This window comes from Alteromonas abrolhosensis, from assembly GCF_001953635.1.
Classification (GTDB): domain Bacteria; phylum Pseudomonadota; class Gammaproteobacteria; order Enterobacterales; family Alteromonadaceae; genus Alteromonas; species Alteromonas abrolhosensis.
Window position 1 is genome coordinate 1 of record NZ_MEJH01000007.1, and the last position, 26,345, is coordinate 26,345.

General features: G+C 45.1%; 18 protein-coding genes and 4 tRNA genes. 5 read left to right on the forward strand and 17 right to left on the reverse strand.

Going from position 1 to position 26,345, the window contains the following annotated elements:
• A partial coding sequence (locus BGK61_RS11600; RefSeq protein ID WP_157888796.1) for an integrase core domain-containing protein occupies positions 1 to 213 on the forward strand: 213 nt, incomplete at its 5' end.
• A 51-nt stretch (positions 214 to 264) separates the two neighbouring features.
• Here the strand turns inward: BGK61_RS11600 and BGK61_RS11605 are convergent.
• Complete coding sequence (locus tag BGK61_RS11605) at positions 265 to 2,484, reverse strand: Ig-like domain-containing protein (protein WP_014998123.1); 2,220 nt, start codon at positions 2,482 to 2,484, stop codon at positions 265 to 267.
• A 114-nt stretch (positions 2,485 to 2,598) separates the two neighbouring features.
• Here BGK61_RS11605 and BGK61_RS11610 point away from each other — a divergent pair, with 114 nt between their 5' ends.
• Positions 2,599 to 3,945 carry a dicarboxylate/amino acid:cation symporter gene (locus tag BGK61_RS11610; protein WP_014998122.1) on the forward strand — a complete coding sequence of 449 codons (1,347 nt, stop codon included), beginning with the start codon at positions 2,599 to 2,601 and terminating at the stop codon, positions 3,943 to 3,945.
• Between the two features lie 212 nt (positions 3,946 to 4,157).
• Here BGK61_RS11610 and BGK61_RS11615 read toward each other — a convergent pair whose 3' ends face one another.
• The 9 genes from BGK61_RS11615 to dnaQ all read right to left on the reverse strand — a co-directional run bounded on the left by BGK61_RS11615 (position 4,158) and on the right by dnaQ (position 10,906).
• On the reverse strand, positions 4,158 to 5,384 hold the full coding sequence (locus tag BGK61_RS11615; RefSeq protein ID WP_076011082.1) for a lipoprotein-releasing ABC transporter permease subunit: 1,227 nt from the start codon (positions 5,382 to 5,384) through the stop codon (positions 4,158 to 4,160).
• Positions 5,371 to 6,081 (reverse strand): lipoprotein-releasing ABC transporter ATP-binding protein LolD, encoded by a 711-nt coding sequence (gene lolD, locus BGK61_RS11620; RefSeq protein ID WP_076011083.1) that lies wholly within the window; start codon positions 6,079 to 6,081, stop codon positions 5,371 to 5,373. Before lolD ends, BGK61_RS11615 begins: the two co-directional genes overlap by 14 nt.
• A 90-nt stretch (positions 6,082 to 6,171) precedes the next feature.
• Positions 6,172 to 7,722 (reverse strand): EAL domain-containing protein, encoded by a 1,551-nt coding sequence (locus BGK61_RS11625; RefSeq protein WP_076011084.1) that lies wholly within the window; start codon positions 7,720 to 7,722, stop codon positions 6,172 to 6,174.
• A 292-nt stretch (positions 7,723 to 8,014) separates the two neighbouring features.
• A tRNA-Asp gene (locus BGK61_RS11630) sits at positions 8,015 to 8,091 on the reverse strand.
• A 31-nt stretch (positions 8,092 to 8,122) separates the two neighbouring features.
• Positions 8,123 to 8,199 (reverse strand) — tRNA-Asp (locus BGK61_RS11635).
• Between the two features lie 30 nt (positions 8,200 to 8,229).
• Positions 8,230 to 8,306, reverse strand: a tRNA-Asp gene (locus BGK61_RS11640).
• A gap of 30 nt (positions 8,307 to 8,336) precedes the next feature.
• Positions 8,337 to 8,413: transfer RNA gene (locus BGK61_RS11645), tRNA-Asp, on the reverse strand.
• 221 nt (positions 8,414 to 8,634) lie between these two features.
• The gene (locus BGK61_RS11650) at positions 8,635 to 10,137 is read right to left on the reverse strand and encodes a TIGR03503 family protein (RefSeq protein ID WP_076011085.1); all 1,503 of its coding nucleotides are present in this window, start codon (positions 10,135 to 10,137) and stop codon (positions 8,635 to 8,637) included.
• A gap of 49 nt (positions 10,138 to 10,186) precedes the next feature.
• A complete protein-coding gene (dnaQ, locus tag BGK61_RS11655) occupies positions 10,187 to 10,906 on the reverse strand; it encodes a DNA polymerase III subunit epsilon (protein ID WP_014998117.1) in 720 nt (239 codons plus the stop codon).
• 111 nt (positions 10,907 to 11,017) lie between these two features.
• Here dnaQ and rnhA point away from each other — a divergent pair, with 111 nt between their 5' ends.
• Positions 11,018 to 11,488, forward strand: coding sequence for a ribonuclease HI (rnhA, locus tag BGK61_RS11660; RefSeq protein WP_014998116.1), 471 nt, complete (start codon positions 11,018 to 11,020; stop codon positions 11,486 to 11,488).
• A gap of 47 nt (positions 11,489 to 11,535) precedes the next feature.
• Here rnhA and BGK61_RS11665 read toward each other — a convergent pair whose 3' ends face one another.
• On the reverse strand, positions 11,536 to 12,513 hold the full coding sequence (locus tag BGK61_RS11665) for an NAD(P)H-quinone oxidoreductase (RefSeq protein ID WP_014998115.1): 978 nt from the start codon (positions 12,511 to 12,513) through the stop codon (positions 11,536 to 11,538).
• Between the two features lie 241 nt (positions 12,514 to 12,754).
• Between BGK61_RS11665 and BGK61_RS11670 the strand changes: the two genes are divergently transcribed.
• Complete coding sequence (locus BGK61_RS11670) at positions 12,755 to 13,948, forward strand: class I SAM-dependent rRNA methyltransferase (protein WP_076011086.1); 1,194 nt, start codon at positions 12,755 to 12,757, stop codon at positions 13,946 to 13,948.
• A 97-nt stretch (positions 13,949 to 14,045) separates the two neighbouring features.
• On the opposite strand, the gene BGK61_RS11675 is transcribed toward BGK61_RS11670, so the two are convergent.
• The 6 genes from BGK61_RS11675 to BGK61_RS11700 all read right to left on the reverse strand — a co-directional run bounded on the left by BGK61_RS11675 (position 14,046) and on the right by BGK61_RS11700 (position 23,173).
• The gene (locus BGK61_RS11675) at positions 14,046 to 14,303 is read right to left on the reverse strand and encodes a DUF2061 domain-containing protein (RefSeq protein ID WP_076011087.1); all 258 of its coding nucleotides are present in this window, start codon (positions 14,301 to 14,303) and stop codon (positions 14,046 to 14,048) included.
• Positions 14,304 to 14,590: 287 nt separating this feature from the next.
• Complete coding sequence (locus BGK61_RS11680) at positions 14,591 to 14,893, reverse strand: PilZ domain-containing protein (protein ID WP_014949177.1); 303 nt, start codon at positions 14,891 to 14,893, stop codon at positions 14,591 to 14,593.
• A 267-nt stretch (positions 14,894 to 15,160) separates the two neighbouring features.
• Positions 15,161 to 19,156 (reverse strand): ATP-dependent RNA helicase HrpA, encoded by a 3,996-nt coding sequence (gene hrpA, locus BGK61_RS11685; protein WP_076011088.1) that lies wholly within the window; start codon positions 19,154 to 19,156, stop codon positions 15,161 to 15,163.
• Positions 19,157 to 19,256: 100 nt separating this feature from the next.
• Entirely contained in the window at positions 19,257 to 20,603 is a 1,347-nt protein-coding gene (locus BGK61_RS11690) for a Na+/H+ antiporter NhaC family protein (RefSeq protein ID WP_076011089.1), read from the reverse strand.
• Positions 20,604 to 20,979: 376 nt separating this feature from the next.
• Positions 20,980 to 22,173, reverse strand: coding sequence for a helix-turn-helix domain-containing protein (locus tag BGK61_RS11695; protein ID WP_076011090.1), 1,194 nt, complete (start codon positions 22,171 to 22,173; stop codon positions 20,980 to 20,982).
• 88 nt (positions 22,174 to 22,261) lie between these two features.
• Complete coding sequence (locus BGK61_RS11700) at positions 22,262 to 23,173, reverse strand: diguanylate cyclase domain-containing protein (protein ID WP_014998109.1); 912 nt, start codon at positions 23,171 to 23,173, stop codon at positions 22,262 to 22,264.
• A 373-nt stretch (positions 23,174 to 23,546) separates the two neighbouring features.
• Here BGK61_RS11700 and BGK61_RS11705 point away from each other — a divergent pair, with 373 nt between their 5' ends.
• Positions 23,547 to 26,252: a TonB-dependent receptor gene (locus BGK61_RS11705; protein WP_076011091.1), complete on the forward strand. Its 2,706-nt coding sequence runs from the start codon at positions 23,547 to 23,549 to the stop codon at positions 26,250 to 26,252.
• The last annotated feature ends 93 nt before the right edge of the window (positions 26,253 to 26,345 follow it).

Genomic DNA, 26,345 nt, shown 5'->3' on the forward strand with positions numbered 1-26,345 from the left:
CAGTGCTCAATGACAGATGGCTACGACTGCTATCAAAACGCCCTTGCAGAGCGGATAAACGGTATTCTTAAAAATGAATACTTACTCCATAAGCCAAGAGATTTAGAAGAAGCGAGAAAGATGGTTGCAGAGTCAGTAGCTATCTATAATGGTAGGAGGCCACATCTGGCCCTTAAATACAAAACGCCCGATGAAATACATCGGGCGTTTTAACCGAAATAAGTGTCAACCTATTTCAGGACTAGTCAGAGGGGTAGACGATTTTTATGGCGTAACCAGCGTACATTGGTCAGTCACACCAAATGGATTAGCCGGCGGCGACGCCCCTTCATCCGTCACGTCATCAGCTGAAATACTTAGGGTGTAACGCATTTTCGCACTCGCTTCACTGCCTGTAGACTGCCCGAACACTGAAATGACAGCGTCATACCAGATTGCATAGCTGCGAGGGTAACGATATTCCAGCTCAGCATAGCCATTCTCGTCTGTCACAGCCGCACCGTTAGCAAATGCGATGGTTCCGATTAAGCCAGGCGTTAGCAAGCCGTCTTCATTGGTATCTTCATCTCGTGGAGTGGTATCTAAGATGCCGTTATCATTTACGTCTTCGGTTTCACAGTTTTGATTAACTATTGCAACCCATTGTGAGGCATCATCGTCAAACACCCAGAAGCCAGTTCTGTACTCACCACCATTTACGTATTTTACCGGCGCGACTGAGGCAGTAAGATTAACACCGCTGACTGGCTGGCCTGCAGAATCTGATACAAACACACCAAAGCGCTTCAAGTAAGAGGTCGATGTAGCTTCTTCAAGCTCATTCCCTGTACCTAGCGAGATGTCAAAAGCACGTGCACCAACCGTTAACACAACCTCGTCGTCAATGGCTGGGTCGTCGGCAACAAAAGCAGTAATAACCACCGCGTCTTGGGTAGAGACCGAGCCCGAAGTAAAGACAGTGGTTGCGATCCCCTTGCTGTCGGTCGTTGCCTGAGAGGGTGATACAAATCCGGTCGATACGTCTGACACAGAGAAGTTAACCACACTGTTTTTCACCAAGTTTCCGTCAACGTCGCGAACTACAGCGCTTATTGTGCTTGTTTGACCGTCAGGGCCAAGGATGTCAGGTGATGCATCGGCAATCAGGGTATGTGGAGTAGTAGCAATAAATTCTACCTGAGTAAGCGCTGAAACCAACACATTCCCGCTTCCATCACTCGCTGAAGCCGTAATTGAAGAGATACCTGCGTTGTTTGCGCTGATATCTATACTTGCTTGCCCATTTGCGTCAGTCGCTACAGTAGCGTTGCCCGCGATGACCCCACGTGACGCACTAAAGGTAACATTTTGTCCAACCACAGGCGCGTTGTCTTGACGCCACTGAACCGTGATGGTTTGAGTCTGCCCTAGCGGCACTTCCTCTGTAGGCAAGTTAACAAAGTTAAATTCGTCTTGCTGAACTTGCACAGTAAAGCTTGTTTCGGCATTTAGCGCAGTCGCTGTGATAGTATCTTCACCAGATGTTGATGCTGTGTAAGACACCGTCGCTTGTCCGTTTGCGCCCGTATTAACAGTTGTGCTGCTTAACGTTCCGTTTACGGCGCTTAAAGTCACATTTTGATTAAGGATTGATGTGCCATCTGAGTCCTGTACGCGAATGGTGTAATCAACACTGTCGTTCAAAATGACCGATGACGCACCGTTTATGGTCACTTCTGTACCAGCTATCGTAATTTCAACAGTCTGCGTAAGGCCACCTGCGCCCGCCGTAATGGTTACAGTGCGATTCGACGCATTATTTTGCGACGTTAATATTGCGCGCGCGGTACCATCTGCTGCAGTTTCTGGTTGAGTTAATTGAAGTTCAACGCCATCGCCGGAGGCTGCAGAGAAGCTCACTTCAATCCCTTCCATCAAAACGCTTTGTTCGTTTTTAACCAGGGCTATCAACTCAACTTCATCACTACCACTTGATGCAAGCTGAATACTGTTTGCATAAAGCTCTAACGAAGCTGGTTCTTCTCTTACTGTGGTACTGCCTGTTGCTGAAAACGTGGTGGTTCCGGTTTCACCAGTTCCCAGCGCAGCAGTTATTTCGCCGTCTCCAGATGCCGTGCTAGCTTCAAGACCTAGGCGAGCAACGCCGTCTGAATTGGTACGCGCTGTACCTGTATCGTTACCAAATTCAGCTAAATCTTGATTGCTTAAGGTAAAGGTCAGCAACGCGTCTGAATGCGGTTTACCGTCCTGGTCTGTCACTGTTGCAACAATAACCAAGCTATTATTTTCAGAGAGATTATTATCGCTTTCTCCACTTTCGTTTTCGAGTGTCAAAGCAATTGAGTAAGAGGGTGATGAAGAACCGCCGCCTCCGCTTCCACCATCTGTGTTATCCCGAGTGACTGATGAATCGCCTCCACCACCACATGCTGTTAGCATAAATAATGCACTAATTAGGCTAAGCGTTTTCGCTAATGTCGACATAATTCGTTCCTGAACCTCTTTTATTGACAATTGCGTCGTTTTTTATGTTTAAAAATCAACTGAATCTGGCACACTACGAAAGATTAAAAATATAAAAATGCACAGGGAACATTAATGTCTTCATCTGCACATAAATATAGTTTAACCGCCCGTATTTTTATCGGCATGGCTGCCGGTATCTTGACTGGTGTATTTCTCCAACTATTGTTTGATGATAGCGGAGATTTTACTTTTTCGATATTCGGTTTAGAGTTCTCAACGTATAACATTCTTGTAGAAGGTATATTTTCCACTCTCGGCCAAATATTTATAGCCAGCTTAAAAATGCTCGTGGTTCCCCTTGTCTTTGTTTCCCTTATTTGCGGAACTAGTACGCTGTCAGACCCAAGTAAGTTGGGAAGACTTGGCGCAAAATCGGTTGGTTTATATGTTGTCACAACCGCAATCGCCATAACACTAGCCATGAGTATAGCTTTAGTGGTGTCTCCGGGTGACGGTCTAAATCTAACGACCGATACAGCCTTCCAAGCAAAAGAGGCCCCCAGTCTTTCAGACGTCATCGTTAATATGTTCCCGAGCAACCCTATTAACTCAATGGCTCAAGGCAATATGCTTCAAATCATTGTATTTGCTGTACTGTTTGGTATAGCAATGGCGATGACAGGCGATGCAGGCAAGCGCCTTACCGCTATCTTCGAAGATATTAATACAGTGATCATGCGCCTGGTTACCATCATCATGAATTTAGCACCATATGGCGTGTACGTGTTGATGGCAAAACTCTTCTCAACCATTGGTGGCGATACCATACTGAGCCTGGCAAAATACTTCTTCTTGGTATTTGGCGTATTAATTCTTCACGGCCTTGTCACTTACTCAGTTCTGCTAAAAGCCCTATCGGGATTAAATCCCGTTATTCTTATGAAAAAAATGCGCGATGCGGCGCTATTTGCCTTTAGTACATCCAGCAGTAGCGCAACGTTACCCGTCACTATGGAAACAGCAAAAAACAAGCTTGGCGTTGGTAACTCGGTATCATCATTTACCCTGCCGCTAGGTGCGACAATTAACATGGACGGTACTGCCATTATGCAGGGTGTAGCAACGGTATTCATTGCCCAAGTTTACGCTGTCGATTTGAGCCTAGGTGACTACATGATGGTAGTACTCACCGCCACCCTTGCTTCAATTGGGACCGCAGGCGTTCCAGGTGTAGGCCTTATTATGCTAGCAATGGTATTGCAGCAAGTGAACTTACCGGTTGAAGGTATCGCACTTATTATCGGTGTAGACAGATTGCTAGACATGACGCGAACTGCGGTGAATATTACGGGTGACTGTATGGTGTCGTGTATTGTAGCTAAAAGCGAAGGCGCATTAGATGAAAGCGTTTATAACGACCCGAAAGCGGGTTTGAAACAAGAAGATGTTGATTTCGAACACTTTGAAAGAAATAAGTAATGCTTACAAAAAGCCTCTTTAGATTGGGTTGTACATAAATTTGAAGAGGCACTAGCAAACTATAAAGGCCAGCATTAAATGCTGGCCTTTTTATTTACCTAAACCAAATGTGCGAAATGTAAAGGTTACGAAAGCTTTCTAAAGGCAATGCACGCTTATTCACCTCTCATTTGGTAAATGAACGCCCCCTTGACTGTGAATTACACACCACATTAATGAAGTGCAGACGATGGCGATACTTTTGCCGCTTTTTGTGCTGGATAAATTGTAGCGCCAACACTCAAAAACATAGCAACGACCACAGTTACTACAACGTCTTGCCAATGCAGATCAGAAGGTAGGAAATCGATAAAATATATATCGCCTGATAGAATTTCTATCCCTATCGCCACTTCAATGAAACGTACAATGCCAGATAGGTTAGGTGCCACTAGCAAAGCTAGCAGGACGCCAACTGAAATGCCAATGACCCCATTTATAACACCCTGCAATACAAACGCGTTGCGAATTAATCGGTCGGTTGCGCCCATGGTTTTTAATATTGCAATGGCTGCCTGCCTATCTCTTACAGCCATAACTAATGACGATACGATATTGAAACAAGCAACGGCAATGACCAGCGTCAGAGCAATATATACCACTGCCCTTACTAGCTGAATATCGTTGTACAAATGCCCTTGTGTGCGTGTCCAGTCAGACATGTACACTGCCTGCGGGTAGTTGTAACCAATATCTCGCATGGTGTCGTAGGCGGAAAATGGATCCTTGAGGGTAAATTGAATACCTTGTGCCTGTGACGCTATGCCAATTGCCTCGGAAGCCGTTTTTAGGTGCATAAGACCTAATTGGTTATCAAGCTCGCCGCCAACAGATAACACACCCGAGACTGAAAGGGTAATTGAGCGTGGGGCTTTGAACGTTAAATCCTGCGTGGTTTGAGGAATTAATACTTGTACAGTGTCACCAATTTTAAGACCCATCGAGGACATAATGCCCTTCCCTACTATTAGGCCATTCTTGTGCTCCGACAAGCGTTGCCAATCTTCGCTAGTGACTCTTTCGGCGTATTTTTCGCCCACGCTATCAACCAAAATTCCGGTAACGCTAATGGCTTTTAGCTCCCCCTTTGACTGCAGCATACCGGTTAGACCGGTATAGGGCGTCACAGAGGCAATGCGGCTATCCTGAGACAAGCGATAGAGTTGCGCATCCAAGTTCTCAATACCGCTTTCGCTTTTACTGTATAACTCACCGTGGGGTACCACACTCAAAATTCGACTTGCGAGTTCTTTTTCGAACCCGTTCATAACGCTCAGTAATACGATAAGTACAAAGCAACCAAGACCAATCCCCACGGTAGATGACATAGAAATGAATGAGATGAAGCGCTGCTCTGAGCGCGTTTTTCTAAAGCGTTGAGCCAATTCAAAGGCGAGCATCTTGGCTCTCCTTGGTTAACGACTCGCTCGCCAGTCTGCCGTCTTTTATCTTAAGCACCCGATCCATCTTGCTCGCTAGCGCGATGTCATGGGTAACAACCACGAACGCCGTGCCCTTTTTTTCACTTAAGCTGGTTAGCAATTTATAGATTTGCTCACCTGTAGAATCATCAAGATTCCCGGTAGGTTCATCGGCAAGCACTACTGAAGGCTCGGTAACAAGGGCCCGTGCTATTGCCACACGCTGTCTTTCTCCCCCAGACATAGCAGAGGGTAAGTGATCAATTCTATGTGAAAGTCCCACTTCTTCTAACATCTCACGGGCTTTCGAAAGGGCAGCATTGCTTGATAAGCCTCTAATTCTCAGTGGCATTGCTACGTTTTCAATAGCGGTGAATTCACCTAGCAAGTGATGGAACTGGTAGATAAACCCCATGTGGTCATTGCGTAGCTTTGCTAATGCGTTACCAGATAATTGACCGAGTGACTTTCCATTAAATTCAACTTCGCCGCTGGAAGGCTTATCCAGCCCTCCAAGTATATGTAAAAGCGTACTTTTACCTGAGCCAGAGCTTCCTAATATGGCGACATGTTCACCAGCTTTTATTGAAAGAGAAACATCGTGTAAAACGGGGGTGGCATTACTGCCATCTTGATAGGTTTTAAAAATATTGCGGCAAATTAGCACGTCCTGCATGCGAGTGTTCTTCTATATTTTCCAGACGGTGAATGGTAGCGTTAAACACTACCAACACCAACTGAAAAATAACAGAGGGAAAACGCGTAATTAAGTCTCTTGCACGCATTTAGCTAATGCATCCACAGGTTGTGGCTTACCGAATAGCCATCCTTGACCATATCCTATGGTCAATCCTCTCAATTCGTTGCATTGATCGATATTTTCAACGCCTTCTGCTATCAGGTCCACACTAAGCCCTTCTGCAATACTCACAATATGAGGGATGAGTGATGAACGAATACTGTTGTCTTCCATATCCATAACGAAACTGCGATCAATTTTAAGGTAGTCACAGTTAAGTGTTTTCAATTGACTCAAGTTCGAGTAACCAACCCCAAAATCGTCTATAGCAAAAAGAAAGCCTTTACTCTTCAATGATTTAATGTGTTTTACCGCACTGTGAGTAGCGATTTGCTCATCTTCGGTGATTTCTAAAACCAATTTGAAGTTTTTTACGTTCATTTCCAAGACAAAATCTAAGTCCAAACAGCCTTCCCGCGTAAAATCAAATGGGAACAAATTGAAAGATACTTTGAAGCCTTCTGGTATCTCTGGATTTTCGTTAAGCTCTTTCATGGCCGTTGTAATCATATCTACGGTGAATTCCCAGGTCATGTCCTGCTCTTTAACTTGAGGTATAAACTCGTCTGGATAAATCGGACCAAACTCGTCTTCAAATCGGCTTAAGACTTCGCACCCAATCACCTTGCCCGACTCCAAATTCACAAAAGGTTGATAAAGGCAGTAGAACTTACGTTCTTTCAGTCCTTTGCTTACCCGAGATTCAAGCGAGCGGCGGCGCCTTAAATAGTTAAATGTAAGCATATGGGTTAATGCAGCGGTCATTAGCATGACAAAAATGAACAACACCATTTTACCCATATGCAAATCAAGCACCCGTCCATGGTCAGACTTCACTTTTAAGCAAGTTTGATTGTAACGCTCGTCGCACTGAATAAATTGCAAAGAAAAATAGCCGGTACGCGCATCCATATCGTCTTGGCTAAGCGTTGAGCCCACAAGGCTAGGGTTTCCTGCCATATGGTAGAATTGATCGCCATTGTAAAACAGCTGCCAATCCTGGGTGTAGCTATAGCCAATCACGCTGTCCATATCCAATACCGCGTTGTATCGCCCGCGCTGCACTATGGTACCAGTGGCTTGTTTATCGAACAGTTGAAGTGGCGTATTTATCCAAAATGCATCGCCAAGTTGCGTATAAAAGTCTGGCTTAACCTCTTTCATGGGCTCTTCAAGAATGCCCAAGTAAGTACTACACAGCAGTTCGTTATTTTGATAAAAACCAATTTCCTTAACGAATCTAGAGCGAAACAGGGTTTTCCGCATTTCCGCTAAGTTGTCCATTTCACAGGTTTGATAAGGCAGAGCATTAAGATAATCGAGAGTAATTTCTGCATCTCTGAACACCACGCGTACGTTTTCCAGAATTTCGGTAGCCCGGCTCTCTTCTTGCTCACGAATGAAAACAAACATAATGATGGCGAGTAGTAGCGTAACTCCCACAACACTAAGTAGTGACACCCCTATTGCCTTTAAATTATCAGCAAGAAAGTACTGTTTTTGGTCGCTTTTATTCATAATTTCCGTTGTTTATTAGCGTGAACGACCTAACTTTAGTACAAATTTGAAAAAAGGCATTACGACTTTAGGGCATGTTACTGTTTACTGGATGTTTTTTAGGCAATTGCGGGGTTTGAATAACAAAAAAGAGTGCTTGTGAAATCGCTGCGCTCAGAAACCCGATAAAACGGATAAATGAAAAATAGACAGGACCAAGTAACGCAATTAAAAGGGGCTAAAATAGAGATAGAGATTTTATAACGCTTTCCCCAGAAGGGGAAATTATCTGAGAAGAAAAGCTTATCATTAATGGCGGAGCGGACGGGACTCGAACCCGCGACCCCCGGCGTGACAGGCCGGTATTCTAACCAACTGAACTACCGCTCCGCATAATGGGAAGCGCGCTTTATTCGATTAATGGCGGAGCGGACGGGACTCGAACCCGCGACCCCCGGCGTGACAGGCCGGTATTCTAACCAACTGAACTACCGCTCCACATAATCGAGATTGCGCTGTATAACTAAATGGCGGAGCGGACGGGACTCGAACCCGCGACCCCCGGCGTGACAGGCCGGTATTCTAACCAACTGAACTACCGCTCCGAAGACCTTTTAGTTATACCATTGAAAGAGTGGCGGAGCGGACGGGACTCGAACCCGCGACCCCCGGCGTGACAGGCCGGTATTCTAACCAACTGAACTACCGCTCCACATCTTCAATGTTATCAGTGAGTTGACTTGGCTGTTGTTGCCCTGTCCCCTGACTGCGGCGCAGATAATACGTATTCCCCTATGTGGAGTCAACGCTTTTTATTAATAAAATTGTCATCTGCGGTTTGTTTGCCTGTTAAATAGGCATAATGTCGAAATAAAATTCAAAGTGAGCAAATTAACAACGGCCCAACCATGACAGTGAATCGCCTGACGGCCCTTATTCTGATTTCTCGCGCTTTTTAAATATTCCCAGCAGTGTTTTAAACCCTTTAGGTTCAGACTCCATAGTAAGGTCGGCATCGGTAGTTTGTGAAGGCGATTTCACAGTTGCGCTAGCTTGCTTAGGTGTTGATGCCCGCTTACGCATAACAATAATGACCACTGCAGCAATAACCCCAATAAGTACAATCGAGCCATTTACTGCCACGAGAATGAGAGTGAGCGTCCCATCATCCATTTCATCCTTTGCCGAATCTGCAGGAAGATTTTCTTTTTCACCATCCACCGAGCCAGGCGCACCAGAAGTCATCGTTAATGGCTCACTACCATCAACTATAGGGTCTTTGCCATTAATTAACGGATCTTCGACTTCAGCTTGGGTTGGTCCTTGTGCCACAAAGCTGTACTCAGGAACGTCCAAGATAAAATCTCTACCGTCCATCGTTGTGCCGTAAGCCGTTACCTTTACCCTGAATATTCCTTCTTCATAAGCAACAATTAGATGCTCACGAGGGTCTATTCCCCCCTCTGTTAACGAAAAATTCTGCATATCGGCGTTGGGAAACTTTACTTTCCCGTCGACTAATAGTGATTCAATGTCGACCAAGTCACGGTCTACATCAATAATAATTTTGTGATAGCCATCGCCGCCACCATCCAGTTCTACATCTATAGACACCGGATTTTCATGTAAAATGATGAGCTCCCCTATTTGTTCCCGGGTGTACATTGGTGTACTCACGCGAAAAACTGGTTTCCACTCGCCTGCCGGAATTTTCAAATTGAACTGCCCTGTAAAAACCCCGTCACCAGGCCGCTCGTCCATTCCCCTTCCGTCGTCTTTAAATGTGGCAATGCTTTGGTCATTCGTACCGAAATTACCGTAGTTTGGGTTGTTGGTACTCTTGAACTCTATATCCAAGTCAACGACATCCCTAAACTGCTTATTTTCTATCGGCTTACCGTTGTTAGTTAAGTAGGCAGTAGATTTCAATATTTCGCCAGCAAAAAGCACATTTGGTAACGGTTCAGCATGAAGTTCTACATTAGATAAAACCATAACTCTGCTTTGCGGCAACACTTGACCCACCGCCTGCCAAGGCCCTGGAACAGGATCTTTAATCGTGATCATGTCGAACGTATCGGCGTCAAACCATTTTACTTTTTCTTCATCTACTCGCCCCTGAAACAACTTTGATCCGTCAGGCCTAACGAGCACTACTGGCGCAGAGCCATATTCTCTGAAGAAAACCATGGTGATTTCTTTAACGTTGTAGTCGACGCGAAATCGGTTTTGTAATAATTGAATTGAATTGGTGTATTTATCACCTAAATCGGTGAGCGGGGATGTGTCCAGTGCATCGTTGTTTGATTGCGTATTTTGTAGGGCACTGTCGGTGAGCTGCCGAGCAGCGTCGCGTTCAGCTTCTTGCGACTGCGCGCCAGCGCTTAAGTGTATAAACAATGATAAAAAAATTACCCAATAAAACCACACTCTCACGCTACGCTGCTCCTACACTGTTTGGCTATTTTATTTCTATTTAAACGTGTTAAGACACCTCTTCAGGTTGAGGGCGCCATAAGCATTTGCCTCCTGCCTTTTCAACAATATCCAGGCGAGCCTCATGCTGTGTTATCTCATCGGCGGTAGCTTTAATAACCTTTAATTTATTTGCACTTCGCTGAATCCTGCGAATTGCCGTGGAGTCTGCGTCGCTGCCCGAACTAGATGCCAATTTTAGCTTAGTTTGCCCACCGGTCATTAACAGATAAACATCTGCCAGAATTTCCGCATCTAGCAATGCGCCGTGGAGGGTACGATGACTGTTATCTATACCATAACGCTTACACAGTGCATCTAGGTTGTTCTTTTGACCTGGATGCATTTGGCGAGCAAGGGTCAGTGTGTCGAGTACATCACAAATCTGGTTAGTAATAACGCCTTTGGTGGATGCCTCCATGCCAAACTCGTGATCCATAAAACCAACGTCAAACGGCGCGTTGTGAATGACTAACTGTGCCCCTTTGATAAAGTTCACAAACTCCTGAGCCACTTGAGAAAATGTAGGCTTATCGGCTAGAAATTCATTGGTTATACCGTGAACTTCAATTGCCTCTTGTTCAATGTGACGGCCTGGATTGATGTAAACGTGAAAGTGATTCCCCGTCAAACGGCGGTTAACAACTTCAACACACCCTATTTCGATAATGCGGTGGCCCTCTTTGGGGTCAATACCTGTGGTTTCGGTATCGAGAACAATTTGGCGCATGGAACCTCTACTATAATTACACTTTCATTTTTTGATAGTATATCAACCCCTTCGCAATCCGCTAAGGGAAAAGACAAGATAAATTACGCTAGTTAAATCAAAGGAAACGCTGTGGCTCAAAAGACCATTCATATATACACCGACGGCTCGTGCTTGGGTAATCCAGGACCGGGCGGGTACGGCGCTGTGTTAATTTATAAGCAACACAGAAAAGAGTTGAGCGATGGCTTTGCCCACACAACTAATAACCGCATGGAGCTCTTAGCCCCTATCGAAGCCCTTAACAGCTTAAATGAACCGTGTAATGTTGAACTAACTACCGACAGCCAGTACGTGAAAAATGGTATCAATCAGTGGATCCATAACTGGCGCAAGAACGGTTGGCGCACAGCCGATAAGAAGCCGGTAAAAAATGCAGATTTGTGGAAGCGTTTAGATGAAGCGGTAAAAAAACATAAAGTAAACTGGCATTGGGTGAAGGGTCATTCAGGGCACCCTGAAAACGAGCGCTGCGACGAACTAGCCCGAAGTGCGGCAGAAGCGAAGCCAACAAAAGCGGATGAAGGTTTTGTTGGCAATTAAACTATCTTGCTGCTAAGCGCTATTACTTAGCACTTCTATCACGCACTTTACCAAGAGAGCACTAGCTTACCCTGTGTTTCGTTGTTTTCTAAACGTACATGGGGTTTGTTGATGTCATCAATGCCGAAGTGCGTATCGATGTTCACCTTAAGTTCTTTATTCTCAAAAGCAGGCAAGCATACGTTAGTAAAATCCCGCACCAAATCCGCTTTGTACTCGTCACTTCGATTTCTAAGTGTGGTGCCAATAATTGACGCTCGTTTACCTAATAGCATTGCCATATCAAGGTTGTCTGCATATCGGCCTGCCAACATGGCCAAGTACACGACTTTGCCGTCTTGCTTCAAAACCTTTAAGTTACGGTTAAGGTAGTCGCCACCTACCATATCAAGCACCATATTAACCCCTTCTGGCCATACTTTTTTAAGCACATCATCAAATTGTTGCCGCTTATAGTTAATAAGGTGTTCTGCGCCATTGATTTCACACAGGGTAAGCTTTTCTTGACTTGAGGCCGTTACCGCACTGTGTACGCCCCAATATCGACAAAGTTGTGTGGCAGCCAGCCCTACACCACTTGCTCCGCCATGAATTAACGCCCGTTCAGCCGGTTTTATATGCGCAATTGTGCGTAAGCACTGAAATGCCGTAAGAAACACTTCGGCCAAACCCGCGGCTTCAAAAAACGGCATGCCTTTGGGAATAGGCATTAAGTGCGCTGGATTAACCATCACTTCAGTGGCATAGCCACCACCTGCAACCAAACCAAATACTTCGTCACCTTCTTTGAATGCAGTGACATCACTGGCAACCTCTGACACTACACCGGCTACCTCTAACCCAAGAATATCGCTCTCGCCAGGTGGAGGTGGATAATTTCCCTGGCGCTGCAACGTATCCGCTCTATTTACGCCAAATGCCTTAACGTCAACTTTCACTTTCCCTGGTGCTAACGACAGCCCTGCACGTTCTTTTACAACGAGTTCGCTTGGGCCGCATCCCTTTTCAAAATCGACATATTGCATAGTTACATCCAATCTAAGTGTTAAAAATCTCTGTTCGAACTGTGGTTACTCACCACATATACGCACTCTTATACTAATCCGCACAGATAATTGCTCACTCTCGCTGAGTGGGTAATTATCTATGTGGACTGGTATAATTAACACAGAACGTATGAAATTGCGTATAATCGCGTCCATTCTCATAAGCGGATAATCCCGCTTAACTCTGTTTCACATTTATTAAATTAGTACGAGAGCCTTCATGTCAGCACAGGTCATTTTACAGCCATCCAGAGACAAATCACTTCGCCGCAAACACCCTTGGGTATTCGAAAGCGCCGTGGCTGAGCTAAAAGGCCGCGCGCGGGTTGGCGATACAGTAGACGTATTTGACTCTGAAGGCGACTGGTTGGGTCGAGGTGCTTACTCTCCAAATTCAAAAATTCGCGTTCGTATGTGGACGTTCAAAAAAGACGAAAGCATTGATAATGGCTTTTTCCTGCGCCGTTTAGAAACTGCGCTAGCGCTTCGAAAACGCCTGTTTGACCCAAACAAAACCAACGCGTTTCGCTGGATAGCGTCTGAAAGTGATGGCCTTCCGGGGATAACTATAGACCTATACGACAACGTTGCAGTGCTTCAGCTTTTGAGCGCGGGCGGAGAAAAGCACAGAGATAAAATAGTGTGGGCAATTACCAAGCTAATGCCTGATATGCACATATACGAGAGAAGCGACGTAGATGTGCGTAAGAAAGAAGGTTTAGAGCCAGTTACAGGTGTACTGTATGGTGAACCACCTATGCAAGTTACGGTAAAAGAGAACGGTATTAACATAGTGGTTGATATCGAGAACGGCCATAAAACCGGTTTTTACTTAGATCAACGAGACAGTCGCGCAGCGGCAGCGCATTATGCGAAAGATGCCGACGTACTCAACTGTTTTAGTTACACAGGTACGTTTTCTTGCTACGCACTTGCTGGCGGTGCTAAATCTGTTACTAACGTTGATGTATCTCAGCCTGCGCTAGACTTAGCAAAGCATCATGTGGCCATTAATGGATTAGATGAAGATAAAGCGCACTACGTAAACCAAGATGTTTTTAAGGCTCTGCGTGAATATCACGAGCAGGGCAAACAGTTTGATATGGTAATACTCGACCCGCCAAAGTTTGTCGACAGCAAAGCAACATTAAACCGCGCTGCACGTGGCTATAAAGACATCAATATGTACGGCATACATGCAGTAAAATCTGGCGGGCTGCTACTTACATTTAGTTGCTCTGGCCTTATGCCGGCAGATTTATTCCAGAAAGTTGTGGCAGACGCTGCACTTGATGCAGGTCGTACAATCAAAATTATCGCAAGGCTAAATCAAGCCTCAGACCACCCTATTATCGGTAGCTATCCTGAAGGCTATTATCTGAAAGGTCTGGTGTGTGAAGTCACCGACGACTAATTTTATAAAAGCGCCCTGATTACTCTGAAAATCGGGGCGCTTAACTGTTTTTAATGGCAATTCTCAATACCTAAGAACTCGAAGCGAGTAAATTTCCTTACGAAGCAAACGTCACATCATTATTCGAAAAACTACTCGATAGCTGTTGCGAGCGTTCACTCGTCTGTTTTTCAATAGCGTTTCCTTTGCTTTCAACTTTCTTCCACACCATCTCGTGAAAATAAAACGCCACGGTATTGATGGCAGGCTCTACCAGCGCTACCGCACCTCCAACCACCAGGCTACCTGTAAGTAAGTAGGCAACAGTAAAAGCTACCGAAAAGTGCATCACTGCAAAGGTAATCGTCTTTTTCATAATCAATACTCTCTCAAAATTAAATCACTTTGCTTACGCATTAATGAGAATTATTATCAATGAGAGACGCAATGGAAAATTGAAAAATTTGAACAGCGTGTTCGGTTTAATGAATGAGAACCGTGGATGTGAGAATAAATTGAGTAAGGATAGCGACTGCTTGCATACTGTAAAAGCGTATCGCCCTATCAAAATGAGACGCGATTGATTGTATTAAGTGAATGGCTATGTAATTAGCCATAGCAAAAAGGCGAAGAAATTGCTTCGCCTAACTATAAAAGAAGTGGTTACTTCATCTGAGAAATTTCAACGCCTATAATGCAGCTTGACTCAGACTCGGGTTCACAACGCACCACGGTGGCTAACGCGGCTAATGAAGGAATTTGTGAGCTAGACGATTCAATTGCTACACTTACCTGCGTGCCTACTTCAATTGACGGCTCATCAACTTCCAACGACATCCCCGTTGCACTGATATCTCTACACATTGCCTGCATGGTGCGGCTCGACTCATCGTCAGTTATCTGTAACTGACAAGGCGAATTTACCATCATCCTGAAAAAATTTCGCTTATCGTCGTATCCCAACATGTCTACTTCTCCTGATTTTTAGCATTACGCTGACAACTACATCTGATGTTATAGGGCGATGCTGATAACTTGTCAATCGAACTGTACAATATTTATTCAACAAATACTAAAAGTGTACTCTGGTCTAATCTCAGCTATTTTCACATCGTAAAAAATATGACTAATTCAGCCCCTTCAATTGCCTTTGAATTTGATGGAAAATCTTCCTTTTCGACGTTTTGCGAACCAATTGCTTGCGGCGATTTAACTGTTACTCAACGTATTGTGCTAAAAATCAGCGAGGTGCAAAGTAATACGCTTAGCCGAAATGGGATATGCGGTACCAAGTTGCTGAGCAAACAAGGAAACCCGCAATTCTTCTATCATCCAGCGCACATCTTTAAGAGCTGGCGGCACTTTACCTTTGGGGTACTTGCTGCACGCTTTCTCCCATTCGTTAATCGATTTTTCTACCGTTACCTGATGCATTCTGTCTTTGTTAGGATCGATGGGAAGCTTTTCCAAACGGCGGGCTAGGCCTTTAATATAGCGATTCCAATCATCTAACCTACTCTCGCCAATTTCAGAAACAAAACCAGGGAAAACTAACGATGCCAAGTGGGCTTTACAGTCGCCTAAGGCGTTTATCATGGTCAGCGGCACATTCCCTTTCATTTGCTTCTGACATTGATGCGCAAGGGTAAGCCCCTGCTCCACTTGTTTGGCAATTTCTAACACCCTGTCATTAATGTTTGCACGAGCAATCTCTAAACAGGCTTCAAAATCGGCCTTGCTGCGAATGTCGGTGTTATTGGTTTTGCAGTAATCACTGACAATCGCATCAATACCCGCAAAAATACAATCATCAATTAGCGCTTTCACTTGGCCAAATGGATTGAAATACAAACCCAGCTTGGCTTTGTTAGGTAATTTGCTTTGCAAATAATTAAGCGGCGACGGCATCGCGTTTTTAATCAAGACATTCACGCCTTGCTTGTGCAGCACTTGGGCCTTATCCGCTTCTTCAATTAACGCAATATCTACCTTATCACCCTTTTGCACCAGAGCCGGGAACGCCTGAACTTCAAACCCGCCAACTTTCTGCACAAAGGTTTCCGGCAAACTTTCGAAATCCCATTGTTCTATGTTATTTCGCTCTAACTCGGGTGTTGCGGCTTTCTCAAAGGTTTGTTTCACCTGCCCTGCACACTGCTGTTTAAGCGCGTGAAGGTCGTCACCTTTAGCAATATCATCACCGTTGTCGTTAACTACCGCAAAGTGCATTTTCAAATGCTTATCAAGCTGATCTAAATTCCACTCTTCTCTTTCAATAATTACACCCGTCATTTTGCGTAACTTATCGGTTACAGCTTCAAGCAGCGGCACCGGACGGTTGTTCTTATCTGTTTCACTGATATCAGCAAGGCACGCCTCAGCAAAATTAGGCGCGGGCACAAAGTTACGACGCAAGCGTTTAGGCAAGGTTTTAATTAAACCCACAATAAGGTCGTGCCTTAGCCCCGGCACCAGCCAATCAAAACCTATATTGTCGACTTGATTAAGCACAGGCAGCGGGATGACAACAGTTACGCCATCGTCTTCAGCGTTAGGTTCGAAGTTATAGCGTAGCGGCAGCGTAATATTGCCCTGGCGCCATACATCAGGGAACGCGTTTGCTACCGACTGTCCAGGCTGCTGACGATACACGTCCTCTTCTTTAAACGTTAAACTGTCGTTGCTTCCGTGTTGCTTAAACCACTTCTTAAACGCCGCATCATTATTGGCTTCAACCGGAATGCGCTTGGCGTAAAAGCTTACCAGTTCTTCATCATCGACTATCAAATCGCGACGACGGGTCTTTTGTTCAAACTCGTCAGCCTGCTCAAGCAGCGCCTGATTTTCCTGTAAGAAACTGTAATTGAGCTTAGTATTGCCCTCGACTAACGCTTCGCGGATAAATAGCTCGTGGCAAATTGGCGGGTCGATGAGGCTATAAACCTTCGCACGCTTCATTACGATGGGTAGCCCGAACAAGGTTACTTTTTCAAAGGCAATCACCGCACCGCGCTTTTTAGACCAGTGTGGCTCTGAATAGCTTCTTTGCACAACATGCTCGGCCAAAGGCTCTACCCATGCTGGGTCAATTTTTGCCACCATACGAGCAAATAGCTTAGAGGTTTCTACAAGCTCAGCTGCCATTACCCATTTGGGCTGAGACTTTGATAGCCCTGAACCAGGGAAAATAAGAAAGCGCGAATTACGCGAACCCATATACTCGCGCTCTTTATCTTTAAAGCCCATGTGAGACAGCAAGCCGCTGGCGATGGCTTGGTGAATAGCCTGATAGTCGGCTTCTTGCTTTGAGATGCCAAAGCCCAGCTCAGCAATAGATTTTTTGAGCTGGCTAACAATGTCCTGCCACTCACGCATACGTAAATAGTTGATGAAATTTTGCTTACACCATTTGCGCAATTGGTTTTGGCTGAGTGCGTTTTGTTGCTCTCTAAACGCCACCCACAAGTTGTAAAGACTGATAAAGTCAGAATCTTTATCGTGGTATTCGCTGTGCTTCTCGTCTGCTTGCTGGCGTTTTTCCTGTGGACGCTCACGCGGATCCTGAATTGAAAGTCCCGCTGCAATCACCATGACTTCGCTAAGCGCATTAGTACGCTCGGCTTCAATCACCATACGAGCATAGCGAGGGTCGATAGGTAAACGTGCTACTTGACGACCTAGCGGAGTAAGCTGCATTTTGCCGCTTTGCTTGGTTTTTCGGTTATCTTTGCCTTTCGCGATAGCTTGAATTTCTTCAAGTAAACGGAAACCGTCGTTGATATTGCGGTTATCAGGCGGCTGAACAAATGGAAACGCAGCGATATCGCCTAACCCTAAAGCAAGCATTTGCAAAATAACCGACGCTAAGTTGGTTCGCAGGATCTCTGGGTCAGTAAATTCTGGGCGGCCTAAATAGTCTTCTTCACTATAAAGACGAATACAAATACCGTCAGACACACGGCCGCATCGCCCTGCCCGCTGATTCGCTGACGCCTGAGATATTGGCTCAATAGGTAAACGCTGCACTTTACTTCTGGCGCTGTAGCGTGAAATACGGGCAAAACCCGGGTCAATTACGTATTTAATGCCAGGCACCGTAAGCGAGGTCTCTGCCACGTTGGTGGCAAGTACAATGCGTCTGCCGCTGTGCGACTGAAATATGCGGTTTTGCTCTGCCGCCGATAACCTCGCATACAGCGGAATAATTTCAGTGTTGCGATAATGCTGTTTGCTCAAGGCATCTTGGGTGTCGCGTATCTCGCGCTCCCCGCTTAAGAACACTAAGATATCGCCCGGTGCTTCACGCATCAGCTCGTCGACTGCGTTTACGATGGCGTCGCTTTGATCAATGTCGTCATCATTGTCTTCTGGCGCGTGGTAACGAACTTCTACCGGATAGGTACGTCCGCTTACTTCGATAATCGGCGCATTGTTAAAATGCTGAGAGAATCGCTCTGGGTCGATGGTGGCAGAGGTGATGATGAGTTTTAAATCAGGGCGCTTATCTAAAAGTTGACGCAGATAGCCCAACAAGAAGTCGATATTAAGGCTTCGCTCGTGGGCTTCATCGATGATGATAGTATCGTATTGATTTAAAAAGCGGTCTTGCTGCATTTCAGCAAGCAGCATACCGTCGGTCATAAGCTTAACGTAGCTTCGCTCGCTTACCTGATCGCTAAAGCGAATTTTAAAACCCACCTTTTCGCCAAGCGGCGTGTTTAGCTCTTCAGCTATACGGGTAGCTACACTTCGCGCCGCTAATCGTCTTGGCTGGGTGTGGGCTATCATGCCATTTACACCGCGACCTAACTCTAAGCATATCTTAGGTAGCTGCGTAGTTTTACCCGACCCGGTCTCACCCGCAACAATCACCACTTGGTTATTTGCAATCGCTTCTTTAATGTCTTCTTTTTTATCGCTAACCGGCAGCGGTGGGTATTCAACTTTAGGAAGGTTGTCTTTACGCCAATTGCGTTTTTCTATTGATGCATTGATGTCGCTTTCGAGCTTTTCAAACTGCGCTTTTAAGCTATCTTCGCTAACCGCAATGTCGCGTTTTGAACCTTTGGAATTAGCTGCTTTTTTCTCTGCGCCTTTTCCGTCAACACCAGATGTATCATTCACTTTTTGTGCAAGCTGTGTAATGCGGCGCTTCAAGCGAAATTTATCTGCGCTCAAACAATCATCTAGTTTGTTGTAAAGAGGTTTTATTGCAAGTGGTGAAGACAAAGTGACATCCTAAAGCGTGTTTCTAATCATCAATAAAATTCGGGCGGTGATCCTAGAAGATACCGCCCTAAAAAGCCAGTGTGTTAAGCGTTACGAGAATTTAAGCGCTTTGGGTTAATTCATCGTCCTGAGGCGTTTTAAAACGGGGAAAACCGAACCAAATGGCCGCCACTCCAAACACAAAAATCAGCATGGGATACCAGCAGTACGGTGTAATAGCTAATGGTGAAATACCCACTACGGCTGCGGCACTTAAAAGCTGCGCCCCGTAAGGGACTAAACCTTGGAAACTGCACGAAAAGATATCTAAAAGTGATGCCGTACGACGAGGGTCAACGCCGTATTTTTCATTCAGGTCTTTAGCAATTGGGCCTGCGGTAACAATCGCAATAGTGTTGTTTGCCGTTGTAATGTCCAAAAAGCTAACCAAGCCAGCAATACTGAACTCAGCGCCTTTCTTTGACGTGACCTTTCGGGTTAAACGCTCGATTAACCATGTTATACCGCCGTTAGCGTGCATAAGCGCAACAATACCGCCTATGGTTATGGCGATCATAGCCAAGTCCTGCATCCAGCCCATCCCTTTTTGAATGCTTTGCATCATAGAAAGTGGCGTAAAGCTGCCTTGCAGCAAGCCCACTACACAGGCACTGGCAATACCCACTGCAAGCACGCTAATGACGTTAAACCCTGTTAGCGCAAAAGCGATAATGCACAAGTAAGGCACTATGCGCCAAAAATCGTAGCTGCCGCTTTCAACTATTCCAGAAGTATCGACGTCCACCATAAGCAATAACGCCATGGTGACAATGCACGCCGGCACAGCAACCATTAAATTCGCCCTAAATTTATCTTTAAGCTGTACGCCTTGCGTACGGGTCGCCGCAATGGTGGTGTCTGAGACAAACGAAAGGTTATCACCAAACATTGCGCCCCCCACTACAATACCTAGCGCCATTTCTACCGGTAGCCCCAAACTTGTGGCAAGGCCCGCACCTATTGGCGAGAGCGCGGTAATGGTGCCCATGGACGTGCCCATTGAAAATGATATGAAACAGCAAATCAAAAACAGGCCTGGCAATATAAGTGCAGAAGGCACAAATTGAAGTGCCATATTCACCGTGGCATCCCGAGCGCCAATATCAATAGTCACCGCATAAAATGCACCAGCTAACAGGAAAATAAGCACCAAGAGAATAATGTTTTTATCGCCACCGCCTTTACAAAACGTTTGTACTTTTTCAGAGAAGCTGACCTTTTTCCCTTTCGGATTTAAACATAGGCCATACCCAGCGCTGATAAAAAACGCCACCAAAATAGGCATCGCAGTAATATCGTTTGTGGTAATTCCCGTCACTACAACAAGAATTACAAAAAGCAAAATGGGCGTTAAACCTAATGGGTTGGGCGCGATAGAATTTGGTGCAATGTCATTATTTTCGTGCACAGAAAACTCTCTTTTGGGTTTTATTGCCTGCTAGCAACAGTTTAAAGGCTACGCGGAAAAGCCACCTGCCGGTTGCGAGTGCGTAAAAAAAGCTTCAACGAAACCATAACGTGACGGCTTTTGACGGTGAAAAGCTAAAGCTGCAAAGGATAAAAGGTTTTAACGGCGTTGAAAAGCAATTTGCTTTCCAATGATTAACTCATCTGCACTGTGCCAGACGCTACGATTAGATTTCGAGTTATTAAAGGAGTGAAGCTACAACCATTTAGCCGTAGAACGCGACTGCCGCCTAGCTTTTTTTCATAGCTGTGTTGCATAAGTGTGTGGCATAGCTCTGTTACGTAGAAATATGGACAGGCACTATCAGTCATTCACGTTAAATTCTAAGCTCGCTAGGGGTTTTACCTGTAAGCCGTTTTACCGTTCGTCGAAAGTTAGGTAAATCGTTAATGCCCATTGCATTGGCCGCCGTCTCGTTACTCACTTTGTACACCGACAGAAGTAAAAGTGCATGATTGCGCTGTACTTCCTCGCAGAGCGCGCGATAGCTAGTGCCGTACTCTTTTAGTTTCCGCTTTAGCGTAGCCACACTGACGTTTAAGGTTTCCGCTAATTCAGGAAATCCGATATTTGCTGCCTGTGTGTTGGAGGATGCATAAACATAACGCCTCACAAAATCAGGCAAAGACAAGCGGTTTTGCAATTCAATAGAAACCCCTTCTTTTGTTTGCGTTGCGCTGTTACTAACGACACCTTCCAGAGAAACATGTGATTCAGCAGAACAATCCGACTGAGCTATTAGCTCCAAAGGTTGGCGTAGTACGTCTTTCTCAATGCAAATACTGTTAAAAGCGCGATTAAACGATAACTTAAGCCCAAGGTGGGTTTCGTAATCAGCAATATTTCTTGGTCGACTATCGGTAAAAGAGAAAGATAAACGAATTCGCTTATTCGCTATACTTTTCATAAGTGCAACAACGCTTGCGAATGCCACTTCAATGGAGAACTGAAGCTGTTTGCTGCTTACCCCTGTAAACTGAGGCACTAACATTATTTGGTCTGCGTTTTCAAAACGCTGAAACTGACAGAGCGGTAGGCTACACCACCGGTATGTTTGGCGTTGAGTCAGCTGTAAAAGTAGCTGCTCTGCATTTTCACATGTTTTGAGCGCATTAAGTGGACTAGATAGCCACTGCGAGGCGAAAGCTCCCCCCAGCAAAAAACTAACGTCGCCGCCTCTCGCCTGGCTTTGAACATTCACTAACAGCGATGAATATTGCTTTATGCTTAATAGTGAATTGGGTTTCAACGCATCTTCAAAAATACCTGTACCGCGCAAGAGCTTATTTTTATTCGCGCCACGAGAGAGCGCCACATTAAGTGCTGCCCTCACTAACCAATACCCAACTATTACTTTATCTTGGCTAGACATCACTACATGAGCACTTTCAGCACTATCGATGACACCCACCCCAGAAAGACGAGTTGAATGACGGTACTCAGCACCTGCAAATGCAGCTTCGTCCTCAGAGTCTCGTAGTGCGTTTAGTCTTGGTAACATTAGATCCATAAGTTACTCGCTGCAGGCATCTTCATTCATCTTCACCGGTTACCCCTACCAATTACTTTCGCCAAATACACTGACCAAACCGGCCTAATTACGCTGCGCTATCATGGGCACGTTCAAGTTCTAAAAGCATGGTGTTAAGCACTGTCGCAAGGCGTTGGTTAGGTAACAAAGTTACTTGAGTACTGCGAGCGGTGGTGTAAATGGCGTTTGCATTGAGGCTATGCCTAAAAGCAAGATGCTGAATACTTACTTTGATATCACTGAGAATAACGTCAGCCTGCATGGGCGAGACGTCTGGCATCAAAATAGCAAACCTATCACCGGCATAGCGGCACGCTAAATCTTGCTGACGCAAATTCATGATCACCAATTGCGCAATATCGTGCAGATACCTATCGCCTTCTGTATACCCGTGTTTTTGGTTGAACAAAGAGAAGTTATTGATATCGATAATGGCGATGACAGCTGACTTGCCAGATTGCTGTAATTTATTAATTTGTGTTTTCCAATACTCTGCGCGGTAAAGCTGAGTGATGGGATCGATAGCATCGTGATCGCGAAAGTCCCATTCTCTGCGTCGTAATTGCAAATTTAACGCGCGCTGCTCTAGATGCCACTGATACAGTGCCGCGGTCATTACTACCATCCCCACAGCCGCAGGATAAGACTCAATCATGCTTAGCCAATAAGCCTCTTCAGGATAATGAAAAAACTCATCCAAGAAATCTAAACTAACTGAAAATAGAAAGAAGCCGAGCCCTACCGTGAGAAGGCTCGTTACTTTACCTGGGGGACGGCTGGCAAGCGCAGCTAGCATCCACGCCAAAGTTAAAAAAACAATGCTTCCCTCCCCCACAATATCAAGGCCTGATATCACGGTGCTTTCTTTTGCATTGCCAAAAATAAAAGCTAAACAAACCGCTAACGCCACTACGCAAAATGTAAATGCTAACCAAAGCTTGTGATGCCTAAATTGTGTTGAATTTGTAAAGGTAAACATAGTGCTCTCTTTGGAAATCTCTTGAATTGGATACATCACGCGTTAGTCCGGCCACCGCCAGCGTTTATAACAAAACGAGAGTCTTGCCCAAATCTGATGAAACTGTCGAGGGTCAGTTTGGCTCAGCAATGTGACATCTTGATGGCAGCGAACTTTAGGAGCATAAAAAAGACACACAAACCAAACAAAATCAGCAATTTAAGCAAGGGTCAATTTAGCTCAGCCAATTGCAAATAGGCGACAATTACCGATTGTGTACCGCTTGTTCCATCAAATCGTCATATAACTGTCATGCAGGATTCTTAGGGTACCCATTCACTTACTTAGCACTTATTCAAAACGCCTTTTTACTGCTTAATTAATTGGAAAATGAATGAAAATTAAAACCGCGTACTCTTCTCTAACACTTGCCTGCATAGCGGCAATGGGCCTTAGCGTCGCTACACCTGCTTCAGCTGCTGATGGCGTAATTATCGGTTCAGTAAAAGACGCCACACAGACGCGCAGCTATACCGGTGCTCAAATTAAGCTTAAAGAATTAGAACTAGTTACTGAAGCAGGCACAGACGGTACATTTCGGTTTCCCTCTATTCCAGAGGGTACTTACACGTTAGAAATTTCTTATCTTGGTGAGGAAACGGTTACGCAAGCGATAAAAGTGACAGACAACGGTATTGCGCGCGCAGCCGTGGAGTTTGGCAGCGGCGATACTATCGATGAGATCTTGGTGCGTGGTCAACGAAGCGGTCAGGCAAGTGCCATAAACCAGCAGCGAACGTCAGATCGTATTTCGTCTATTGTATCCGCAGATTCCATTGGACAATTTCCAGACCAAAATGCTGCTGAGTCGTTACAGCGTTTACCTGGCTTGTCGATTGAGCGAGATCAAGGTGAAGGTCGTTTCGTCGGCATACGCGGTATCGATCCCAACTTGAATAACGTAACCATTAACGGCTTGAATATTCCCTCGCCTGAATCAGGCGTACGTTCAGTAGCCCTTGACGTTATTCCCTCTGAACTCATCCAAACGTTAGAGGTATCTAAATCGGTAACGCCCGATATGGACGGAGACGCCATTGGTGGTTCAGTCGCGGTGAAAAGTGTGAGTGCGTTTGATAAGGCTCGAGATACCGCGAGCGTTACCGTGCAAGCCAGTCAAAATGATTTACGCGATGAAACCAGTCCAAAGCTTTCTGGTACGTTTACCAAGAAGCTTTCCCCTGAATGGGGGGTGGCTGGCGCTATTTCCTACTTTGACCGAGATTTTGGTTCAGACAATGTTGAAAGTAACGGTGACGATGAGCTTGAGCAACGTCACTACACGATCACTCGCGAACGTTTGGGTAGTGCGTTAAATATCGATTTTCGTCCTGACTTCAACAACCAATACTTTCTTCGCACACTTTACAGTGAGTTTTCTGACGACGAATACCGTCAAGGTAATATATTCACGTTCGATGGCGAAGACTCAGAAATAGAAAGAGAAAGTAAAGACCGCTTTGAAAGCCAGAGTATTTTTACTGTGGCGCTTGGTGGTGAACACCAATTAGATACCTGGAAAGCAAACTGGCAGCTCGGTTATGCAAAGTCTGATGAAGACGAGCCAGATGCACTGTATTACGTATTCAAAACCGAAAATGACAGTATCGACGCAGACTTAAATACTATGCGTCCAACCGTGTCACAAAACGCTGATGCCATGGACTTATCAACCTATGAAGTCGATGAGATCAGCTTTGAAGATAACTACACGAAAGATACCGAAACCAGTATTAAATTCGACGCCGCCCGCCCCATCAACCTTGGTGGCTTTATCGGTGAGTTAAAAATTGGCTCGAAATACCGAAGCCGAGAAAAAGACCGCGACAGCAGCATCGCTATTTTTGATGGAGACTTCGACGACTTAGACGCTTCGCAATTCGGAGCTGCCAGTCCAGATTACTCTCTTGATAACTTTGGGCCTGGGCTTAATCGAAGTGAAATGCGTAACTACTTTAACGAAAACCGCGAGAGCTTGGAATTAGACAGCCTAAATTCTGAAGTAGAATCTCGTGGCGCGACATATGTGAATGAAGAGGATATTTTTGCCGCTTATATCATGGGCAGCGTAGATATAAATAAACTTCATTTGGTAGCAGGCGTACGCTATGAACGTACTGACTTTTCTACATCGGGTATGCGAGTAGAGCTTGTAGAAAACGAAGAAACCGACGTGGAAGAAGTGGTAAATACGCCATGGGAAGCAGAGCGCGACTACGATCATTGGTTACCCAGTGTAAATGCCAGATACACTGTTTCAGATAAACTTCAGCTTCGCGCTGCCTACACCCAAACTATTTCAAGGCCAAAATTTGAAGATGTAGCGGCATTTCAAATCATCGAGAGTAAAACAGAAGAAGATGATGGCGTATTTGTAACTGAACGAGAGGCGGAAGTTGGTAACCCTGACCTTCAGCCTTACGAAGCACAAAACGTTGATTTGTCGATTGAATACTATCCTGGTGACATCGGTGTAATTTCAGCAGGGCTGTTCTACAAGAATATCGATAACTTCGTTGTATACGCTGATGTTGCAGATACAACCGGTTGGGAAGGTTTTGAAGAAGTCATACAGCCAATTAACGGCGACTCTGCCGATTTAACCGGCTTAGAACTTTCTTGGGTGAAAGCCTTTAACAATGGCTTCATTATTTCCGCCAATGCTACTTTTACCGATTCTGAAGCGACTACCTTCTTAGATGGCGAAAAATTTGACACCCAATTGCCAAATCAATCAGACCGTATTGGCAATATCACCATTGGGTACGAAGCGAATGACTTCAGTGTACGTCTAGCCACCACCTATAAAAGCGACAATTTCGAAGAGATTGATGGTGACATGCTCAGATTTGAAGATGACCATGTACAGGTTGATTTCATGGCGCGCTACTACATCAACGACAGCATGCAGATGTATTTCAACGGCATCAACTTAGGTGACGAACCTTTCTACAACTATTTCGATACGCGCAACCAAAACGCGCAGTATGAAGAATACAGCCGCACGTTCGAACTTGGCTTTACTTGGCAGCTTAACTAGGCAGGTATATCGAAAGTTAATTATCGGGTTTGAAGGCCGTAGGTAGTTTGGCCTTCAAACCTGCTCTTAATAATCTGTAAGCCATGCTTTAGT